Source organism: Pseudonocardia sp. D17 (genome assembly GCF_036984265.1).
In the GTDB taxonomy this organism is placed as follows: domain Bacteria; phylum Actinomycetota; class Actinomycetes; order Mycobacteriales; family Pseudonocardiaceae; genus Pseudonocardia; species Pseudonocardia benzenivorans.
The window spans coordinates 16,548-35,296 of the sequence record NZ_BPRG01000042.1; the positions used below are offsets into that span (position 1 = coordinate 16,548).

The window sequence follows — 18,749 nt, forward strand, 5'->3', positions numbered from 1 at the left end:
ATCCTAGGCGCGGGGCCGTCGGGCCCTCAGCCCGACCTGCGCATCCCCGCCGGATCCGCACCCTGCCGCCGGGTCCTGGCTGCGACCGAGCCGTAGAGGCAGATCGCGGCGGCGGTAGCCAGGTTGAGGCTCTCGGCGCGGCCGTGGATCGGGACCGACACCCGGTGGTCGGCGGCGGCGAGCACCTCGTCGGGGACGCCGTGGGCCTCGTTGCCGAACACCCAGGCGACCCGGCCGCCCAGTACGGCGTCCGCCGCGGGGTCGTGCAGGTCCAGCTCACCGTGCGCGTCGGCGGCCAGCAGGACGAGCCCGGCGGCACGGCACGCGGCGAGCACCGCGCCCGCGTCGCGGTCACGGGCGAGCGGCAGATGGAAGACGCTGCCGGTCGAGGCGCGGACGGCCTTCCCGTTGTGCGGGTCGACGGTGTCGCCCGCGAGCAGCACGGCGTCGGCGCCCGCGGCGTCGGCGCACCGGACCACGGTGCCGACGTTGCCCGGGTCGGCGACACCGACGAGCACGGCCACCAGCTGCGGCGCAGCACCCAGCGCCTGCGGGAGCGGAACGTCGAGCAGGTCGCAGACCGCGACGAGGCCCTGCGGGGTGACGGTGTCGGACAGGCTCGCGGCGGCGCCGTCGGTGACGTCGACGACGCGGGCCCCCGCAGTACGGGCGGCGGCGACGAGCTCGGGATGGCGCTGCGCGGCGTCGGTGGTCACGAACAGCTCGTGGACGGCCTGCGGCGCGGCCAGCGCCTCGCGGACGGCCTGGGCGCCCTCGACGAGGAAGCGACCGGCCCGTTCACGACCCGCGCGCCGCAGCAGCTTCCGGGCTGCCGCGACGCGCGGGGTGCGTTCTGTTCCGAGCACGGGCTCGCTCAGGCGGCGTTGCCGTCCTGCGCGCCCTGGGCCGGGACGTTGGCCCTGGCCAGCTCGACCAGAGCGGTGAAGGCGGCCGGGTCGCTGATCGCGAGCTCCGACAGGTTCTTGCGGTCGACCTCGACACCCGCGGCCTTGAGGCCCTGGATGAAGCGGTTGTAGGTCATGCCGTTGGCGCGGGCGCCCGCGTTGATGCGGGTGATCCACAGCTGCCGGAACTCGCCCTTCTTGGCGCGACGGTCCCGGTAGGCGTAGTTCAGCGAGTGGAGCATCTGCTCCTTCGCCTTGCGGTACAGGCGGGAACGCTGGCCCCGGTATCCGCTCGCCGCCTCGAGGGTGGTGCGGCGCTTCTTCTGGGCGTTGACCGCGCGCTTCACGCGTGCCATGGGTGTGGTCCTGTCTCTCGGTCGGCCGGTCCGGGCGAGCGTGGTCGCCGGCGTCGGCCGGGGTCAGCGGGGTCGGTGGCTCAGCGCCCGAGCAGCTTCTTGACGCGCTTCACGTCGGCCTTGGCCACGGGCACGGTGCCCGACAGGTCGCGGGTCTCCTTGCTCGACTTGACCTCGAGCCGGTGGCGCAGACCCGTCTGCTGCCGGCGGAGCTTGCCGCTGCCGGTCACCTTGATCCGCTTCGAGATACCGCTGTGGGTCTTGTTCTTGGGCATGGCTGATCCGTTCACGTGTGACGTCCGGGGACGTCGGTGGGGGCGTGCGGTGGTCGGCGGAGCGGGCCGGTCAGGCCTGCGACTCGTCGGCCGGGGCGGCGTCGCCCGCAGCGTCGGCACCCGCGCCGTCGGCCGCCGCGTTGTCGGCGTGGGCCGGGCGCTTGGCCGGCTTCTTGAGCGGAGCGATCACCATCGTCATGTTGCGGCCGTCCTGCTTCGGCGCGGCCTCGACGACCCCCAGGTCCACGACGTCCTCGGCCAGTCGCTGCAGCAGCCGGAACCCCAGCTCGGGGCGGGACTGCTCGCGGCCGCGGAACATGATCGTCACCTTGACCTTGTTCCCACCCTCGAGGAAGCGCACGACGTTGCGCTTCTTGGTCTCGTAGTCGTGGGTGTCGATCTTCGGCCGGAGCTTCTGCTCCTTGATCACCGTGAGCTGCTGGTTGCGGCGGGACTCGCGGGCCTTCTGCGCGCTCTCGTACTTGAACTTGCCGAAGTCCATGAGCTTGCAGACGGGCGGCCGGGCCTGGGCCGCGACCTCGACGAGGTCGAGCTCGGCCTCCTGCGCCAGCCGCAGGGCGTCCTCGATACGCACGATGCCGACCTGTTCGCCGTTCGGCCCGACGAGCCGGACCTCGGGAACTCGGATGCGGTCGTTGATGCGCGTCTCTGTGCTGATGGGGTCTCCTCGTATAGACGTCGTGTGCTCGGCGACGACAAGAGAGACCCGGGATTCGACGACGAGGCGGACGGCATGCGCCGCCTCGGCATCGGACCTGGACCCGGCCACCTGGGGTGACTGCGGGTGGGAGCGGGGCTCCACTTGATCGCCCTGACACGGTGTTGCTGATCCGCGCTGCGAACAGCGCGAAAAAGTCAACGCGCGACAGGGTGGTCGCATTCCGAAGGGTACACGCCCCCTCCCACCGGGTCACCCGGGGTCGGTGCCGGGTCCGAGGCCCCGGGCGACACCGACCCCGACACCGACCCCGCACCCCTGGCCGGACGACGGGCGAGCGCGATCGCGGCGGCGTCGTCGAGTCGTCCACCTGCGGCGAGACGGGCGCGGCGCAGGTCCGGGAGGTGGAGTCGCGAGCGCCCGGCGCAGCCGCGCGACGAGCGTGGGCACCGCGGCCGCCGGGTCGCCCGGCGCGGCCTCGACCCGCACGAGGTCGACGAGCCGGTCGATCGGGGGCCCCACCCGGAAACTGCCCGACGGCATGTGCCATCCACGGACCGCGGCCACCGGAACCGTGATGCGGCCCGACACGCTGCGCCGCTACGCGTCCGAGGCCGGATTCGCCGACGACGACGTGCTCGACGTCGACGACGACTTCTTCCGCCTCTACCGGCTCGTCCCCCGACGAGTCCGCACGACCTGCCGCACCGATCGGTCACGGCCGGTGCGGCGGCCGGTCAGCTCGCCGCCGCGGCCTTCCGGCGGGCGGGCCTGCGGACCTTCTTCGGCACCTCGGGCGTCACCAGACCGCGCAGGAACTGCCCGGTGTAGCTCCCCTCGACGGCCGCGACCTGCTCCGGCGTTCCCTCCGCGACGACCGTGCCACCGCCCGAGCCGCCCTCGGGGCCCATGTCGACGACCCAGTCCGCGGTCTTGATGACGTCGAGGTTGTGCTCGATGACGACGACCGAGTTGCCCTTGTCGACCAGTCCGTTGATCACCAGCAGCAGCTTGCGGATGTCCTCGAAGTGCAGGCCGGTCGTCGGCTCGTCGAGGATGTAGATGGTCCGGCCGTTGGACCGCTTCTGCAGCTCGCTCGCGAGCTTGACGCGCTGCGCCTCACCGCCCGACAACGTCGGCGCGGGCTGGCCCAGCCGGACGTAGCCGAGACCCACGTCGACCAGCGTTTTCAGGTAACGGCTGATCGAGGAGATCGGCTCGAAGAACTCGGCGGCCTCCTCGATCGGCATGTCGAGGACGTCGGCGACCGTCTTGCCCTTGTAGTGGACCTCGAGGGTCTCCCGGTTGTACCGGGCGCCGTGGCAGACCTCGCAGGGCACGTACACGTCGGGCAGGAAGTTCATCTCGATCTTGATCGTGCCGTCGCCGGAGCACGCCTCGCAGCGGCCGCCCTTGACGTTGAAGGAGAACCGCCCGGCCTGGTAGCCGCGCACCTTGGCCTCGGTCGTCGACGCGAACAGCGTGCGGATCTTGTCCCACACGCCGGTGTAGGTGGCAGGGTTGGAGCGCGGGGTGCGTCCGATCGGCGACTGGTCGACCCGGACGAGCTTGTCGAGCTCCTCGACCCCGTTGATCCGGGTGTGCCGGCCGGGCACCTGGCGGGCACCGTTGAGCCGGTTCGCGAGCACGGTCGCGAGGATGTCGTTGACCAGGGTGGACTTGCCCGACCCGGAGACACCGGTGACGGCGACGAGCCCGCCGAGCGGGATCTCGACGTCGATCCCCCGCAGGTTGTGCTCCCGGGCGCCGACGACCGTGAGCGTCCGCTTGCGGTCGAGCGGGCGGCGCCGGGCCGGCACCGGGATGCTCCGGCGACCCGACAGGTAGGCGCCGGTCAGCGACGTGTCGTGCGACTCGAGGCCTGCGACCGATCCGCTGTGGACGATGTGGCCGCCGTGCTCGCCCGCGCCCGGTCCGATGTCGACGGCCCAATCGGCCGCGCGGATCGTGTCCTCGTCGTGCTCGACGACGATCAGTGTGTTGCCGAGGTCGCGCAGCCGGGTCAGCGTGTCGATCAGCCGGCGGTTGTCGCGCTGGTGCAGGCCGATCGACGGCTCGTCGAGCACGTAGAGCACGCCGACCAGGCCGGACCCGATCTGCGTCGCGAGCCGGATCCGCTGCGCCTCGCCGCCGGAGAGCGTGCCGGCGGCGCGGTCGAGCGAGAGGTAGTCGAGCCCGACGTCGAGCAGGAAGCCGAGCCGCGCCTGCACCTCCTTGAGGACCCGGCCGGCGATCATCGCCTGGCGCGCGTCGAGGACCATCCCGTCGAGGAACGCCGAGCACTCGGCCACCGACATCGCCGAGACCTCGGCGATCGACCGATCGCCCTGGTCGCGGTGCTCGAGCGTGACGGCGAGGACCTCGGGCTTGAGCCGCGCGCCCTTGCAGGCGGGGCAGGGCACGTCGCGCATGTAGCCCTCGTAGCGCTCGCGCTGCGACTCCGACTCCGTCTGGTCGAGCCGGCGCTCCAGGAACGGGATGACGCCCTCGAAGTTCGCGTAGTAGCTGCGCTCCCGGCCGTACCGGTTGCGGTAGCGGACGTGGACCTGGTCGTCGGTGCCGTGCAGGACGGCCTTGCGGGCCGCGTCGTCGAGCTTGCGCCACGGGGTGTCCATCCGGAACCCGATGGTGCCGGCCAGCCCGCCCAGCAGCCGCCCGAAGTACTCCGAGGTGTGCCCGCCCGCCCAGGGCGCGATCGCGCCGTCGGCCAGGCTCTTCTCGGGGTCGGGGACGACGAGCTCGGGGTCGACCTCCTTCTTCGTGCCGATGCCGCTGCAGGTCGGGCACGCGCCGTAGGGCGAGTTGAAGGAGAACGTGCGGGGCTCGAGCTCGTCGAGGCCCAGCGGGTGGCCGTTGGGGCACGCCATCCGTTCGGAGAAGCGGCGCTCCCGCTGCGGGTCGCCGGCCTCCAGGTCGACGAACTCGAGCACGACGAGCCCGTCGGCCAGGCGCAGCGCCGTCTCGACCGAGTCGGTGAGCCGCTGCTTCGACGACGGCCGCACGACCAGCCGGTCGACGACCACCGCGATGTCGTGCTTCTCCTGCTTCTTGAGCTTCGGCGGGTCGGACAACGGGTGCACCGTGCCGTCGACGAGCACCCGCGAGTAGCCCTGCGCCTGCAGGGTGGTGAACAGGTCGACGAACTCGCCCTTGCGGGTGCGCACGACGGGCGCCAGCACCTGGAAGCGGGTGCCCTCCGTCATGGCGAGGACCTGGTCGACGATCTGCTGCGGCGTCTGCTTCTCGATGACGTGCCCGCACACCGGGCAGTGCGGGACGCCCGCGCGCGCGTAGAGCAGCCGCAGGTAGTCGTAGACCTCGGTGATCGTGCCCACCGTCGAGCGGGGGTTGCGGTTCGTCGACTTCTGGTCGATCGACACCGCCGGGGAGAGCCCCTCGATGAAGTCGACGTCGGGCTTGTCCATCTGGCCGAGGAACTGCCGGGCGTACGCCGACAGCGACTCGACATAGCGCCGCTGGCCCTCGGCGAAGATCGTGTCGAACGCCAGGCTCGACTTCCCCGAGCCGGACAGGCCCGTGAACACCACGAGGCTGTCGCGCGGGATGTCGAGATCGACCCCGCGCAGGTTGTGCTCGCGCGCGCCTCGCACGACGAGACGATCCGCCACGGTGTGCCCCTCCCGACGGCTCCTGGACCCTGATACCCGGATCTCGTTCACCGGACCCGTCGACATCCCCGCCCATGCTAGGCGGGGGGTCCGACAGGAACCGCTCGCCCGGCGGCCGTCCGGTGGGTGGTCCGCGGCGCGCGCCGAGCCGTGCGCGCGCGGGCCGCCGACACGGGCCGCGGTGTCGTCGTGTCCAACGCCCCGGCCGCCGCGGATCATCCGTGGGACGTCCCACCGGACCGGGAGCCCGACCAGAGTCGCACACATGTTCGACGGCCCGCGCGGCGGGGCGCCCGCCGCTGTCACCCCGCCGCTGTCACCCCGCCGCTGTCACCCCTCCGTCGTCACCCGGCCGCTGGCACCCCGCCGATGTCACCCGGCCGATGTCACCCGCCGGGTCGGCCTGCCGGGTCGCCGCCGCGGACGTCGACGCCGAGGTCACCGCCGCTAAGGTTTCCGCCGTGGACGTCCTCGACGAGTACACCGGTCACACCGACCCCGGCGGCGCGGCCATCCGCCGCGACCTCGGCCCGCTGACGATCTCCAAGGTCTCGGTCGGCCCCATGGACAACAACGCCTACCTGCTGGTCTGCACGGCCACGCACGAGGCGCTGCTGATCGACGCGGCGAACGAACCGGAGCGGATCGCCGATCTCGTGGGCAGCGGGCCCGACCGGCCGGAGCTCCGCCACCTCGTCACGACGCACCGGCACGACGACCACTGGCAGGCGCTCGGGGCCGTCGCGGGCATGTTCCAGACGCGCCAGATCGCCCATCCGCTCGACGCGCCGTCGCTGCCGATCCCGATGGACGAGGTCGTCGAGGACGGCGACACGATCGCGTTCGGCGAGATCGAGCTCGAGGTCATCCACCTGCGCGGGCACACACCCGGCTCGATCGCGCTGCTCTACCGCGGCGCCGACGGACCCCACCTGTTCACCGGCGACTCGCTGTTCCCCGGTGGCCCGGGCAAGACGTGGTCGGCCGAGGACTTCGGCTCGCTCGTGGGCGACCTGGAGGCCCGGGTCTTCGGTCCGCTGCCCGACGAGACGTGGTTCTACCCGGGCCACGGCGACGACTCGACGCTCGGCCGCGAGCGCCCGAGCCTGCCGGAGTGGAAGGCCCGCGGCTGGTAGCGGCGCCCGGCCACCGGGCGGCGACGAGGTCTCGTCGACCGGAGGCCCGCGCGACGCGCGCGACCGGAGATCGGCCGGGTGCGACGATGGGCGCATGACGCAGGGCGATGTCCAGGACGGCACCCGTGAACGCATCGAGGTCGCGCGGACGATCCCGGCCGAGCCGTCGGCGATCTTCGCGGTGCTCACCGACCCGCGCGGCCACGTCGCGATCGACTCCTCGGGGATGCTCATGGGCGCGTCCGGCGAGCGCGTCACGGCGTCGGGCGACACGTTCGTCGTCCACATGGACCGGGAGGCGCTCGGCGACGTGCCGCTCGGGCAGTACGACGTCACGGTCACGATCGGCACGTTCGAGCCCGACCGGGAGATCTCCTGGACGATCGTCGGGGTCGTGCGCCCGCCGATCGGGCACGTCTACGGCTACCGGCTCCAGCCGACCGAGGGCGGCACCCGCGTCGTCTCCTACTACGACTGGTCCGGCATCGACCCGGTCTGGCGGGCACGCGACATCTTCCCGGTGATCTCCGAGTCGGCGCTCAAGGCGACGCTGGGCATCCTCCACCGGACCGTCGCGCCGCGCTGACCGCCCGCTCGCACACCCTGTTCACCATCCTGCGCCGGGTCGCCACGGCGTACCTGCTACTGCTGGCGATCAAGACGCCGTGGTCGGCGTGGCGCGGCGGCCGCACGCCGACGGGGGCGGTCCCGAGACGGCCGGGTTCCGGGTTCCGGGTTCCGCCGGTTCCGCGTGGGCTTCCTGTCCACTGTGTGGCGCACGCCGCCGAGTAGCCCCCGGCCGCCGAGAGCGCGCGGTGGCACAGCCGCACCGGATGCTCGCGCGCAGAGATCGACCGTTGACCCTGCGTGATCGACGGTGCCGTACGTCACGTCCACTCGCCCGTTCGAACATGCGGACCCGGGCGCCGCATCCATAGAGTGTCCACATCGACCGCGCGACGCCCCCGTTCAGCGTCGCCGCGTCGGGACACGTCGGGGTCTCGGACACGTGGCGAGGGGCAGGATTCGGGTGCGGCGGGCAGGCGGCGCGCGGCGACGGTGGGGACTGGCCGGCAAGGTGCTGGTCACGGTGGTCTCCGTCGTCGTACTGACGGCGGCGGGGTACGGCTGGTCGACGTTCCGCGCGCTCGCGGGCTCGATCGTCACCAGCGACGTGCTCTCGGACGGCACCACGGCGAGCGGGAGCCCCTCCCGGACGATCACGGCCCTGCTCGTCGGCGTCGACAGCCGGACCGACGCGCAGGGCCGCCCGCTGCCGCAGGACGTCCTCGACCGGATGCACGCGGGCCCGGACGACGGCCAGCTCAACACGGACACGATCATGCTGCTGCGCATCCCGGCAGACCCGGCGAAGCCCGTCGTCGCGGTGTCGTTCCCGCGCGACTCCTACGTGAAGCTCGCCGGCGACTACGGCACCCACAAGATCAACTCGGCGTACGGCCGGGCGGTCACCGACGCCAAGCGGACTCTGGAGGCCCAGGGGGTCACCGGCGCCGCCCTGCAGCGCCAGGCCCAGGAGGCCGGTCGCAAGGAGCTCGTCGCGACGGTCTCGCAGCTCACCGGCATCGTCGTCGACCACTACGCCGAGATCAACCTGGCCGGCTTCGTCGAGCTCACCGACGCCATCGGCGGCGTCCCGGTCTGTCTCACCGAACCCGTCGACGACGCGCGCTACTCCGGCGCCGTGCTGCCCGCCGGCCCGCAGACCCTCGACGGCGCGGAGGCACTGGCGTTCGTCCGCCAGCGTCACGGGCTGGCCGCGGGCGACCTCGACCGGATCACCCGTCAGCAGACCTACATGGCCGGCCTGGCCCACACCCTGCTCGGCGGCGGGCGGCTGGCCGACCCTGCGACCGTGCAGCGGCTGCTGGGCATCGTCGGCCGCTACGTCGTGCTCGACCAGGGCTGGGACCTCGACCAGCTCGTCGACCAGGTGCGTCGGGTGTCGGCGTCGAACGTCGAGTTCCACACGATCCCGACGGTGCGCTCCGACCTCTACACCCCGGGCGACGGCGTCGCCGTGCAGATCGATCCCGCGACGGTCCGCTCGTTCGTCCGCTCCACCCTCGACGGCCTGCCCGTGCCGCCGACGACCGGCACGTCCGCCGGCGCCACCCCGTCGACCGCCCCCTCGACCGCCCCGTCGACCGCCACGCCGTCGACAGCACGGACGACCACCCCGACCGGCCCGGCCATGACGACCCGGGCCCCGACCACCGGGGCCACCACCAGGCCACCCGCCACGCCACCCACCACGGGCGCACCCACCACGACCGTCCGGCCGATCACCGGCGCGACGGTGCCCTGCGTGAGCTGAGGGGCCGGCCCGGTCGCTCCCGGGGCGGTCGGCGCGGGTCAGTCGCCGCAGGCGATGCGGTCCGCCCACCGACGGATCTCCTCCGCCGACCAGCCGGCGACCTCGCGGAGCTGCTCGACGATCGCCACCTCCACGGCGGCGTGCACCGCCGCGGGCGACACCTCCGGGTCCACCGACCGGGCCGCGGCGAGGGACCGCCCGGACAGGTACAGGTTGATCATCGATGACCACTCCCCTCGATCGGGAACCTGCTACCCACTGCACACCCGCCAACGCTGTGACGGCCGTCACGACACGCACCCACCCGGGGGACGCCGCTCAACGGTCGGCGGCGTGGGGGTGGCGGCACGGTGCCGTCGGCGAGCGGGCGGCAGACTGACCCACCGTGACCGACAGCTTCCCCCGCAGGCAGGCCCGCACCCGGCGGTTCACGCTCGGCGCCCCGCGCGGCGCCGTGGTGTCCCCCGACGGCGGGCGGGTGGCCTTCCTTCGCAGCCGCGGCGGCACCGACCCCGTCACCTGTCTGTGGAGCCTCGACCTGGACAGCGGCGAGGAGCGGCTGGTCGCCGACCCCCGCGCACTCGAGGCCGCGGGCAACGAGGAGGATCTGCCGCCGCAGGAGCGGGCGCGGCGGGAGCGGCTGCGCGAGCAGGCGGGCGGCATCGTCGCCTACGCCACCGACCGGCCGGTGACGATGGCGGCGTTCGCGCTGTCGGGCAGGCTCTACGTCGCCGAGTTCGCGTCGGGCCTGTCGCCCAGGCTGATCGACACCCCGCCGGGCGTCGTCGACCCGCGGCCCGACCCGCAGGGCAGGCGAGTGGCGTTCGTCGCCGGCGGGGCGCTGTACGTGCACGATCTCGTGCCCCGACTCACGTCGCTGCTCGTCCGCCCCGACGACGAGGACGCGACGTGGGGCCTCGCCGACTTCGTGGCCGCCGAGGAGATGGGCCGCATGCGCGGCTTCTGGTGGGCCCCCGACGGGGAGCGCCTGCTCGCCGCCCGCGTCGACGACGCGCCCGTCACGCGCTGGCACATCGCGGACCCCGCGAACCCCGACCGCGAGCCCGTCCCCGTCGCCTACCCGGCCGCGGGCACCGCGAACGCCGAGGTCACCCTGCACCTGGTCGCGCTCGACGGCCTCCGGGTGCCCGTCACCTGGGACGCGGCGACCTACGAGTACGTCGTGGACGTGTCGTGGACCAGCCACGACCTGCTGCTGACGGTGCAGTCGCGCGACCAGCGCGCGCTGCGGGTGCTGCGGGTCGACACCGGGACCGGCGCGACGTCGGAGGTCGCGGCGATCGACGACGAGGACTGGGTCGACATCGTCCCCGGAGTCCCGACGTACCTGGGCGACGCCCTCGTCACGGCGGGCGTCGCCGACGGCGCGAACCGGCTGTGCGTCGGCGGCGAGCCGGTCACTCCGAAGTCGCTGCAGGTCAGGGCCCTCCTCGACGTCGACGGCGACACGATGCTGTTCAGCGCGTTCGACGAGGACCCGACCGCGACCCGGTTGTGGACGTGGTCGCGCGCCGACGGGGTCAGGGCCGTGACGCCGGAGCGCGGCGTCCACACCGGGCGTCTCGTCGGCGGCACCCTGCTGGTCAGCCGCGCGAGCCTGGACTCGGAGGGCACCACGACGACGGCGACGCTGCCGACCGGCGCGACGCGCACGATCACGTCGTTCGCCGACCCCGCCGGGCTCGACCCGCGGCTGGAGATCACGACGGCGGGCGCCCGCGGCCTCTCGACGGCCCTGCTGCTGCCGTCGTGGTGGGAGCCGGGAACTCCGCTGCCGGTGCTGATGGACCCCTACGGCGGGCCGCACGCGCAGCGCGTCGTCGCGGCGCGCAACGCGCATCTGACCAGCCAGTGGTTCGCCGAGCAGGGGTTCGCGGTCGTCGTCGTCGACGGGCGCGGCACCCCGGGCCGTGGCCCGGCGTTCGAGCGGGCCGTGCACGGCGATCTCGCCCAGCCGGTCCTCGACGACCAGGTCGAGGCCCTGCAGGACCTCGCGACGCGCCACCCGGACCTCGACCTCGACCGCGTCGGCATCCGGGGATGGTCGTTCGGCGGGTACCTCGCCGCGCTGGCCGTGCTGCGCCGACCCGACGTCTTCCACGCCGCCGTCGCGGGCGCGCCCGTCACCGACTGGGCGCTGTACGACACCCACTACACCGAGCGCTACCTCGGCACGCCCGACGGCAACCCGGACGCCTACGCCCGCTCGTCGCTGTTCGCCGACGCCGCGGCGGCCCGCACGCCGCACCGGCCGTTGCTGCTGGTCCACGGCCTGGCCGACGACAACGTCGTCGCCGCGCACACGCTGCGGCTGTCGTCGGCGCTGTTGGCGGCGGGGCGCCCGCACAGCGTGCTGCCGCTGTCGGGGGTCACGCACATGACGCCGCAGGAGGTCGTCGCGGAGAACCTGCTGCTCCTGCAGGTGGAGTTCCTGCGCGACGCGCTGGGGGTGCCCGCGCCGCCCGTGTGAGCTACTGGTGCTGGTGGGCGGCCTCGGGGAGGCCCTCGGACACCGCACGTCGCCCCGCCCGCAGCTCGGCGACCGCGATCGCCAACGCGACCAGCACCGTGACGACGGCCGTCCCGAGCGCGACCCCGACCGCGCCCCGCAGCCGGGTCGGGTCCTGCCCGAGCACGGCGTAGAAGATGCCCGTGAGCGCGGCGGTGCCGATCGCGGCGCCGATGCGCTGCCCGGTCTGCAGCGCGCCGCCCGCCGAGCCGGCCATCCGGACCGGGACACAGCGCAGTGTCATCGTCACGTTCGGGGAGATGACGAGCCCGCCCCCGATCCCGCCGAGCAGCATCGACGGGATGATGACGAACCCCGCCACGTGCGCCGGCACCGTCGTGAGCAGGATGGTCGTGATCGCGAGCCCCGTCGCGACCGTGAGCAGCCCCGCGACGGTGAGCCGCCTGCCGAAGCGCTCCACGACCCGCCCCGCGAGCACGGCGGAGAACGCGGAGCCGACGGCGAAGGGTGTCACCGCGAGCCCCGACTGCAGCGGGGTGTAGCCCAGCCCGGTCTGGAAGAACAGCGCGAACACCAGCCAGATCCCGCTGAACCCCACGAAGTAGACGAGTCCCAGCCCGGCGCCCGACGCGTAGCCCGGGGTGTCCGACAGCAGCCGCAGGTCGATCAGCGGCGGCCGCTCGCGGCGCAGCTCGCGCCGTTCCCAGATCACGAACACGGTGCCCAGGGCGGCCCCGACCGGGAACAGCCACCACAGCCGGGCCACCCCGCCCGACCCGGCCTCCACGAGCGGCAGCAGCACCGCCAGCACCGCTCCGCCGAGCAGCAGCACGCCGACGTGGTCGATGTGCTGGCGGCGCCCGCGCGACGGGGTCGGCGGGATGAGCCGGGCGGCGAGGACGAGCGCCACGATCCCGATGGGCACGTTGACGTAGAAGATCCAGCGCCAGCCGGTCTGCTCGCCCGCCAGCGCCAGGATGATCCCGCCGACGATCGGCCCGACGGCCGTCGAGATACCGACCGTCGCGCCGAAGAAGCCGAACGCGCGACCGCGTTCGCCGTCCCGGAACAGGTCCTGGATGAGCCCGGAGTTCTGCGGTGCCAGCGCGCCTGCCGCGAGTCCCTGCGCGAGCCGCGCGACCACCAGCAGGAGCGGTGTCGGCGCGGCCCCGGCCAGCGCGCTGCACAGCACGAACCCCGTCAGCGCGATCAGGAACATGCGACGCCTGCCGTAGGCGTCGCCCAGCCTGCCCGCGGGGACGAGCGCGAGGCCGAACGCGAGGGCGTAGCCGGACACGACCCACTGCACCTGCGCCGGGCTCGTGCCCAGACCGTGCTGCATCGACGGCAGCGCGACCGACACGATGCTGACGTCGAGCAGGCCCATGAAGCCGGCGACGAGCGTGACGGTCAGTGCGCGCCAGCGCTTCGGGTCGGGTTCGTAGGACTGCCCGTCGCTGTCGGGACCGGGCTGCGACACGGCCCCAGTCTGTGCCGCACGAACGCGTGACGCGACCGCAGGGCTGCGCGCCCGCGCCGTCTGGCAGGGTGGTGGGCCGCACGGCACCGGTCCGGCCGGTGCTCCTCGTGACCGAGAAGGAGTTCCTCGTGACGCTGCAGAAGCCCGAGGTCGAGCCGATCGACGGCGACGCCCCCACCGACCTGCGGGTCACCGACATCACGGTCGGCGACGGTGCCGAGGCCAAGGCGGGTTCGTTCGTCAGCGTGCACTACGTCGGGGTCGCCCACTCCACCGGCGAGCAGTTCGACGCCTCCTGGGACCGCCGCATGCCGCTGGACTTCCCGCTGGGCGAGGGCCGCGTCATCGCCGGCTGGGACCAGGGCGTGCAGGGGATGAAGGTGGGCGGTCGCCGGCGGCTCGAGATCCCGCCGCACATGGGCTACGGCGACGCCGGCGCCGGTGGCGTCATCAAGGGCGGCGAGACGCTGATCTTCGTCGTCGACCTGCTGGGCGTGCACTGAGCGCCGACGGCCCGATCCGGCTGCTGATCGTCAGCGACACCCACGTCCCGGGCCGCGGGCGGGAGCTGCCCGCCGCGGTCCTGGCGGCGGTCGGGGAGGCCGACGTCGTGATCCACGCGGGCGACTGGGTCGGCGTGGAGGTGCTCGACGAGCTCGCGGCGCGCGCCGCGCGGCTCGTCGGCGTCCACGGCAACAACGACGGCCCCGCCCTGCGCGCCCGGCTGCCGGAGGTCGCCCGCGTCGAGCTCGGCGGCGTGCGGCTGGCCGTCGTCCACGAGACGGGCCAGGCGGCCGGCCGCGAACGGCGGATGGACCGGCTGTTCCCCGACACCGACGTGCTCGTCTTCGGGCACAGCCACATCCCGTGGGACTCGACGACGCCCGCCGGGATGCGGCTGCTCAACCCCGGCTCGCCGACCGACCGCAGGCGGCAGCCGACCCACACCTGGATGACCGCGACGATCGACGACGGGCGGCTCGGCGACGTCGTGCTGCACCACCTCGAGGGCACCTCGGGGACGACCCGGACGTGACGGGGCCCACAGACGTTCGGCGATTGGGTCGTCACAGGACGTGACCGGCGCCCCACCGATGGGCGAGGATGATCGCTATGGTGCTCGAGATCGCCGACTTCGACATCCGCCCCGGGACCGAGGAGCAGTTCGCCGCTGCCTACCTCGAGGCTCGGGAGCTGATCGCGGCAACACCGGGGTTCGTGTCCGCGCGGATGACGCGCAGCATCGAGTCGCCCAGTCGTTTCGTGCTGCTGGTCGAGTGGCAGAGCGTCGAGGCGCACACCGTCGGCTTCCGCGAGTCCGAGCGGTTCCCGCGCTGGCGAGAGCTCATCGGCCCGTTCTTCGCGGGCGACCCGAAGGTCGAGCACGCCCAGGACGTGCGCTGACCGGCGCCCCCGGTACCGGCCGGCACTGAGAGAGCGCTGAGGACCACTCACCGGTACCCGACACCGGACCGCATAACGTCGTCGTGTGTCCCGACCCCTCCGGAGCGCACGCCTGCGTGCGCTCGCCGCCGTCGTGGTCGTCGTGGTGGTCGGTGCGGTCGTCGCACTGGTCACCGCCGGCCGTGGCAACGCGGCCAGCTCGGACGTCCGCACCGTCGAACAACGCATCGAGGTGAGCGGGGGTCCCGGCGTCGCGGCGCCCGTCGGTCTGGACACGACCCTGTACCTGCCCGCGCGCACGCCCGCCCCCGCGGTGCTCGTGGCGCACGGGTTCGGCGGCAGCAAGGCGTCGGTCGACGCCGACGCCCGTGATCTCGCCGCCCGTGGCTATGTCGTCCTTACCTGGTCGGCGCGGGGGTTCGGGGCCAGCGGCGGCGAGATCGCGCTCGACTCACCCGACTACGAGGTCGCCGACGCCCGGCGGCTCGTCGACTGGCTCGCGCAGCGTCCCGAGGTGCTGCTCGACGGGCCGGGAGACCCCCGCGTCGGCGTCACCGGCGGGTCCTACGGCGGCGCCCTGTCGCTGCTGCTCGCGGGCTACGACAAGCGCATCGACGCCATCGCGCCCGTCATCACCTACAACGACCTGGGTCAAGCACTCTTCCCCGACGCCGCGGGCGGGACCCCGCCGCCTGCCGACACGCCCGCGGCGCGCACGTTCGGCGACGACGGCGTCTTCAAACGCGGCTGGGCCGGGATCTTCTTCTCCGCGGGCGCGAGCCCGGCCGGGGCCGCGGGCTCGCAGGCGGCGTCGGTGCTGGGCGGGGGGAACACGGGCTCGAGCGACCAGGGCTCGTCGGGTCAGGGCTCAGGGAGTCAGGGCTCAGGGGGCCAGGGCTCCTCGCGTGAGGATGCTCCGGGCCAGGGTGGCGCGGGCGCGGTCCAGGGCACGGCCGCGCCCGGCGTCGCGTCCGCCGCTCCGGACGGGACGCCGCTGACCTGCGGGCGGTTCACCGCGCAGGTGTGCGCCGCCTACACCGAGGCCGCGACGACCGGCCGCATCTCCCCCGCGACGGCCCAGCTGCTGTACCGCTCCTCGCCCGCCTCGGTCACCGACCGCATCACCGCCCCGACGCTGCTCGTCCAGGGCGAGCAGGACACGCTCTTCGGTCTGGACCAGGCCGACGCCAACGCCCGCCAGATCGCCGCGGCGGGCGGCACGGTCCGCGTCGTCTGGTACGCGGGCGGGCACGACGGCGGCGCCCCGGGCCAGTCCGTGCGCGACGACATCGCGCAGTGGTTCGACCACTACCTGATGCGCAGCGGGCCCGCCCCGACCTCGGGCTTCGCCTACGCCGTGCAGAGCGGCATCCGCGCAGGCAGCACGACGCCCACCGGCCGCACGATCGTCGCCGACACCTACCCCGGGCTGGCGGGCAACCCGCCGGTGGCCGCGCAGCACCTGCCGCTGCGCGGGTCGCCGCAGGACGTCGTGAACCCGGCCGGGGGCAACCCGGCGGCGATCACGTCGCTGCCCGGGCTCGGCGGCTCGATCGGCAGCCTCGCCGGCAGGCTCTCGGCGTTCACCGCGAACCTGCCGGGCCAGTCGGCCGAGTTCCGCAGCGACCCGCTCGCCGCGCCCACGACCCTCGCCGGGTCGTCGCGCGTCACGGTCACGGTGTCGCGGGAACCGGGGCAGCCTGCGGGAAACGAGGCGGTGCTGTTCGGGCGGATCTCGACGCTGTCCCCCGACGGCAGGCGGGTGCTGCTCGGCTCGTCGGTCGCGCCCATGCGGGTCCCCGTGCCCGCCGACGGCTCGCCCGCGACGGTGACGCTCACCCTGCCCGCCGTCGTCGCTCCGCTGCAGGCGGGCGACCGGCTCGTGGTCGGCGTCAGCACCACCGACCAGGCCTACGCCCCGGCGAACGACCCCGCGGTGTGGCGGATCGGGCTCGGCGCCGACCCCACCGTCAGCGTGCCGTCCGTCCCCGGCCGCGCCGTCACCGAGAACACCGTCCCGTTCGGCTACCTCGTCGGCATCGGCGTGATCCTCGCCGGCGCACTGCTGGCATGGCTGGTCGCGCGGTGGCGGCGGCGCCGGCTGCTCGCGCCCGCCCCGGACCCCGACGCACCGCCGCTGGAGATCCGCGGCCTCGCCAAGACCTACCGCGGCGGGTTCACCGCAGTGCGCGACGTGTCGTTCGACGTGAAGCCCGGCATGGTGCTCGGGCTGCTGGGTCCCAACGGGGCCGGGAAGACGACCGTCCTGCGCATGCTGATGGGCCTGATCCGGCCGTCGGCGGGCACGATGCGCGCGTTCGGCGAGCCGATCGGCCCGGGTGCGCCCGTGCTGGCCCGGATCGGCGCCTTCGTCGAGGGGCCCGGGTTCCTGCCGCACCTGTCGGGTGCGGACAACCTGCGGCTCTACTGGGCCGCGACGGGCCGCCCGCCCGCGGACGCGCACGTCGAGGAGGCCCTCGCCATCGCCGGGCTCGGCTCGTCGGTCGACCGCCGCGTCGGCGCCTACAGCCAGGGCATGCGGCAGCGGCTGGCGATCGCCCAGGCGATGCTCGGGCTGCCGGAGCTGCTGCTGCTCGACGAGCCCACCAACGGGCTCGACCCGCCCCAGATCCACGCGATGCGCGAGGTCCTGCGCCGGTACGCCGCCGACGGCCGCACCGTCCTCGTGTCCAGCCACCTGCTGGCCGAGGTCGAGCAGACCTGCACGCACGTCGTCGTCATGCACAAGGGACTCGTCGTGGCCGACGGCACCGTCGCCGACATCATCGCGGGCGGCGGGGCGGCCAGCTTCACCGTCGACGAGCCCGACCGGGCCGCCGCGGTGCTGGGCGGGCTGGCCGGGGTGCGCGAGGTCGCCGTCGACGGGACGCTCGTGCACGCCGAGCTGAACGGCACCCCGCGGGCCGAGGCGGTGCAGGCGCTGGTCACGGCCGGGGTGGGCGTGCAGTCCGCCGGACCGCGGCGCCGGCTCGAGGACGCCTTCCTGCAGCTCGTCGGAGAGGACGCGACCCCGTGAGCGACCCGGTGAACACCCCCGACCCGGCCGGTCCCGGCACCCCCCCGACGCGGGCCGGCGCAGTCGACACCGCCGGACGTCCGACGCGGACCGGCGCAGTCGACACCGCCGAGGCGTCCACGCACCGCGGCCGCGTCGCCGGGTTCGAGGCCCCCGTGCCGACCGAGCCCTACGACGTCCGCCGGACGATGCCGATCCGCGTCGAGCTGACCCGCCAGCTGCGGCGCCGCCGCACGCAGGTCGCGTTCGCGCTCGTCGTGCTCCTGCCGATCATCCTGTGGATCGCGTTCAGCCTGGCCGCCGACGGCCCGCCCGGCGCGTCGGTCAACCTCGTCGACCTCGCGAAGGACGGCGCCGCGAACTTCGCCGTGTTCGCGCTGTTCGCGTCGGCGAGCTTCCTGCTCGTCGTCGTGGTGGCGCTGTTCTTCGGCGACACGGTGGCGTCGGAGGCCAGTTGGTCGAGCCTGCGCTACCTGCTGGCCGCACCGATCCCCCGGGCCCGGCTGTTGCGGCAGAAGGCGATCGTCGCCGGGATGCTCTCGCTCGGCGCACTGCTGCTGTTGCCGGTCGTGTCGCTCGTCGTCGGCGCGCTGGCCTACGGCACCGGCGACCTCGTCGCACCCACCGGGGAGTCGCTCGAGTTCTGGACCGCGGTCGGGCGGGTCCTGCTGGGCGCGCTCTACCTGGCGCTCAGCATGAGCTGGGTCGCCGCGCTCGCGCTGCTGCTCTCCGTGAGCACCGACGCGCCGCTGGGCGCCGTCGGCGGCGCCGTCATGACATCGATCGTCTCGCAGATCCTCGACCAGATCACCGCGCTGGAGAACCTGCGCGACTACCTGCCGACGCACTACGTCAACGCCTGGTCCGACCTGCTCGCCGGCCAGGTCGACTGGGGCGACATGACGCGCGGGGTGTTCTCCTCGCTCTGCTTCGCCGCGGTGTTCGGTGCGCTCGCGGTGTGGCGCTTCCAGCGCAAGGACATCACCAGCTGAGGGTCA

16 protein-coding genes are annotated in these 18,749 nt (G+C 73.8%); 9 read left to right on the top strand and 7 right to left on the bottom strand.

The genetic code is table 11. From position 1 onward, the window contains the following. Nucleotides 1-26 precede the first annotated feature (26 nt). The 5 genes from PSD17_RS07735 to uvrA form a co-directional block, all read right to left on the bottom strand. Nucleotides 27-866, bottom strand: coding sequence for a TrmH family RNA methyltransferase (locus PSD17_RS07735; RefSeq protein WP_013675927.1), 840 nt, complete (start codon nucleotides 864-866; stop codon nucleotides 27-29). Nucleotides 867-874: 8 nt separating this feature from the next. After that, nucleotides 875-1,261 carry a 50S ribosomal protein L20 gene (gene rplT / locus PSD17_RS07740; RefSeq protein WP_013675928.1) on the bottom strand — a complete coding sequence of 129 codons (387 nt, stop codon included), beginning with the start codon at nucleotides 1,259-1,261 and terminating at the stop codon, nucleotides 875-877. Between the two features lie 80 nt (nucleotides 1,262-1,341). Next, nucleotides 1,342-1,536 carry a 50S ribosomal protein L35 gene (gene rpmI / locus PSD17_RS07745; protein WP_013675929.1) on the bottom strand — a complete coding sequence of 65 codons (195 nt, stop codon included), beginning with the start codon at nucleotides 1,534-1,536 and terminating at the stop codon, nucleotides 1,342-1,344. Between the two features lie 70 nt (nucleotides 1,537-1,606). Further along, nucleotides 1,607-2,230, bottom strand: a complete 624-nt coding sequence (gene infC, locus PSD17_RS07750) for a translation initiation factor IF-3 (protein ID WP_041761682.1) — start codon at nucleotides 2,228-2,230, stop codon at nucleotides 1,607-1,609. 722 nt (nucleotides 2,231-2,952) lie between these two features. Then, complete coding sequence (gene uvrA, locus PSD17_RS07755; RefSeq protein WP_339122259.1) at nucleotides 2,953-5,865, bottom strand: excinuclease ABC subunit UvrA; 2,913 nt, start codon at nucleotides 5,863-5,865, stop codon at nucleotides 2,953-2,955. A gap of 461 nt (nucleotides 5,866-6,326) precedes the next feature. On the opposite strand from uvrA, the gene PSD17_RS07760 reads away from it, so the two are divergent. The 3 genes from PSD17_RS07760 to PSD17_RS07770 all read left to right on the top strand — a co-directional run bounded on the left by PSD17_RS07760 (nucleotide 6,327) and on the right by PSD17_RS07770 (nucleotide 9,339). Further along, on the top strand, nucleotides 6,327-7,001 hold the full coding sequence (locus PSD17_RS07760) for an MBL fold metallo-hydrolase (RefSeq protein WP_339122260.1): 675 nt from the start codon (nucleotides 6,327-6,329) through the stop codon (nucleotides 6,999-7,001). A gap of 94 nt (nucleotides 7,002-7,095) precedes the next feature. Further along, nucleotides 7,096-7,587 carry an SRPBCC family protein gene (locus tag PSD17_RS07765; RefSeq protein WP_339122261.1) on the top strand — a complete coding sequence of 164 codons (492 nt, stop codon included), beginning with the start codon at nucleotides 7,096-7,098 and terminating at the stop codon, nucleotides 7,585-7,587. Between the two features lie 444 nt (nucleotides 7,588-8,031). Next, the gene (locus tag PSD17_RS07770; RefSeq protein WP_339122262.1) at nucleotides 8,032-9,339 is read left to right on the top strand and encodes an LCP family protein; all 1,308 of its coding nucleotides are present in this window, start codon (nucleotides 8,032-8,034) and stop codon (nucleotides 9,337-9,339) included. A 38-nt stretch (nucleotides 9,340-9,377) separates the two neighbouring features. On the opposite strand, the gene PSD17_RS07775 is transcribed toward PSD17_RS07770, so the two are convergent. Beyond that, nucleotides 9,378-9,560, bottom strand: coding sequence for a hypothetical protein (locus PSD17_RS07775; protein WP_013675935.1), 183 nt, complete (start codon nucleotides 9,558-9,560; stop codon nucleotides 9,378-9,380). Between the two features lie 164 nt (nucleotides 9,561-9,724). Between PSD17_RS07775 and PSD17_RS07780 the strand changes: the two genes are divergently transcribed. Next, nucleotides 9,725-11,830: a S9 family peptidase gene (locus tag PSD17_RS07780; protein WP_013675936.1), complete on the top strand. Its 2,106-nt coding sequence runs from the start codon at nucleotides 9,725-9,727 to the stop codon at nucleotides 11,828-11,830. Between the two features lies 1 nt (nucleotide 11,831). Here PSD17_RS07780 and PSD17_RS07785 read toward each other — a convergent pair whose 3' ends face one another. Then, nucleotides 11,832-13,310 carry an MFS transporter gene (locus PSD17_RS07785; RefSeq protein WP_339122263.1) on the bottom strand — a complete coding sequence of 493 codons (1,479 nt, stop codon included), beginning with the start codon at nucleotides 13,308-13,310 and terminating at the stop codon, nucleotides 11,832-11,834. Nucleotides 13,311-13,438: 128 nt separating this feature from the next. On the opposite strand from PSD17_RS07785, the gene PSD17_RS07790 reads away from it, so the two are divergent. The 5 genes from PSD17_RS07790 (at nucleotide 13,439) to PSD17_RS07810 (ending at nucleotide 18,743) form a co-directional block, all read left to right on the top strand. Next, nucleotides 13,439-13,813, top strand: coding sequence for an FKBP-type peptidyl-prolyl cis-trans isomerase (locus tag PSD17_RS07790; RefSeq protein ID WP_041761686.1), 375 nt, complete (start codon nucleotides 13,439-13,441; stop codon nucleotides 13,811-13,813). 14 nt (nucleotides 13,814-13,827) lie between these two features. Further along, a complete protein-coding gene (locus PSD17_RS07795) occupies nucleotides 13,828-14,346 on the top strand; it encodes a metallophosphoesterase family protein (protein WP_013675939.1) in 519 nt (172 codons plus the stop codon). Between the two features lie 77 nt (nucleotides 14,347-14,423). Continuing rightward, entirely contained in the window at nucleotides 14,424-14,714 is a 291-nt protein-coding gene (locus PSD17_RS07800; protein ID WP_013675940.1) for an antibiotic biosynthesis monooxygenase family protein, read from the top strand. A gap of 85 nt (nucleotides 14,715-14,799) precedes the next feature. Continuing rightward, nucleotides 14,800-17,751, top strand: a complete 2,952-nt coding sequence (locus PSD17_RS07805) for an alpha/beta fold hydrolase (protein WP_339122264.1) — start codon at nucleotides 14,800-14,802, stop codon at nucleotides 17,749-17,751. Further along, on the top strand, nucleotides 17,748-18,743 hold the full coding sequence (locus tag PSD17_RS07810) for an ABC transporter permease (RefSeq protein ID WP_339122265.1): 996 nt from the start codon (nucleotides 17,748-17,750) through the stop codon (nucleotides 18,741-18,743). The genes PSD17_RS07805 and PSD17_RS07810 overlap by 4 nt, the downstream gene beginning before the upstream one ends. Nucleotides 18,744-18,749: the final 6 nt, after the last annotated feature.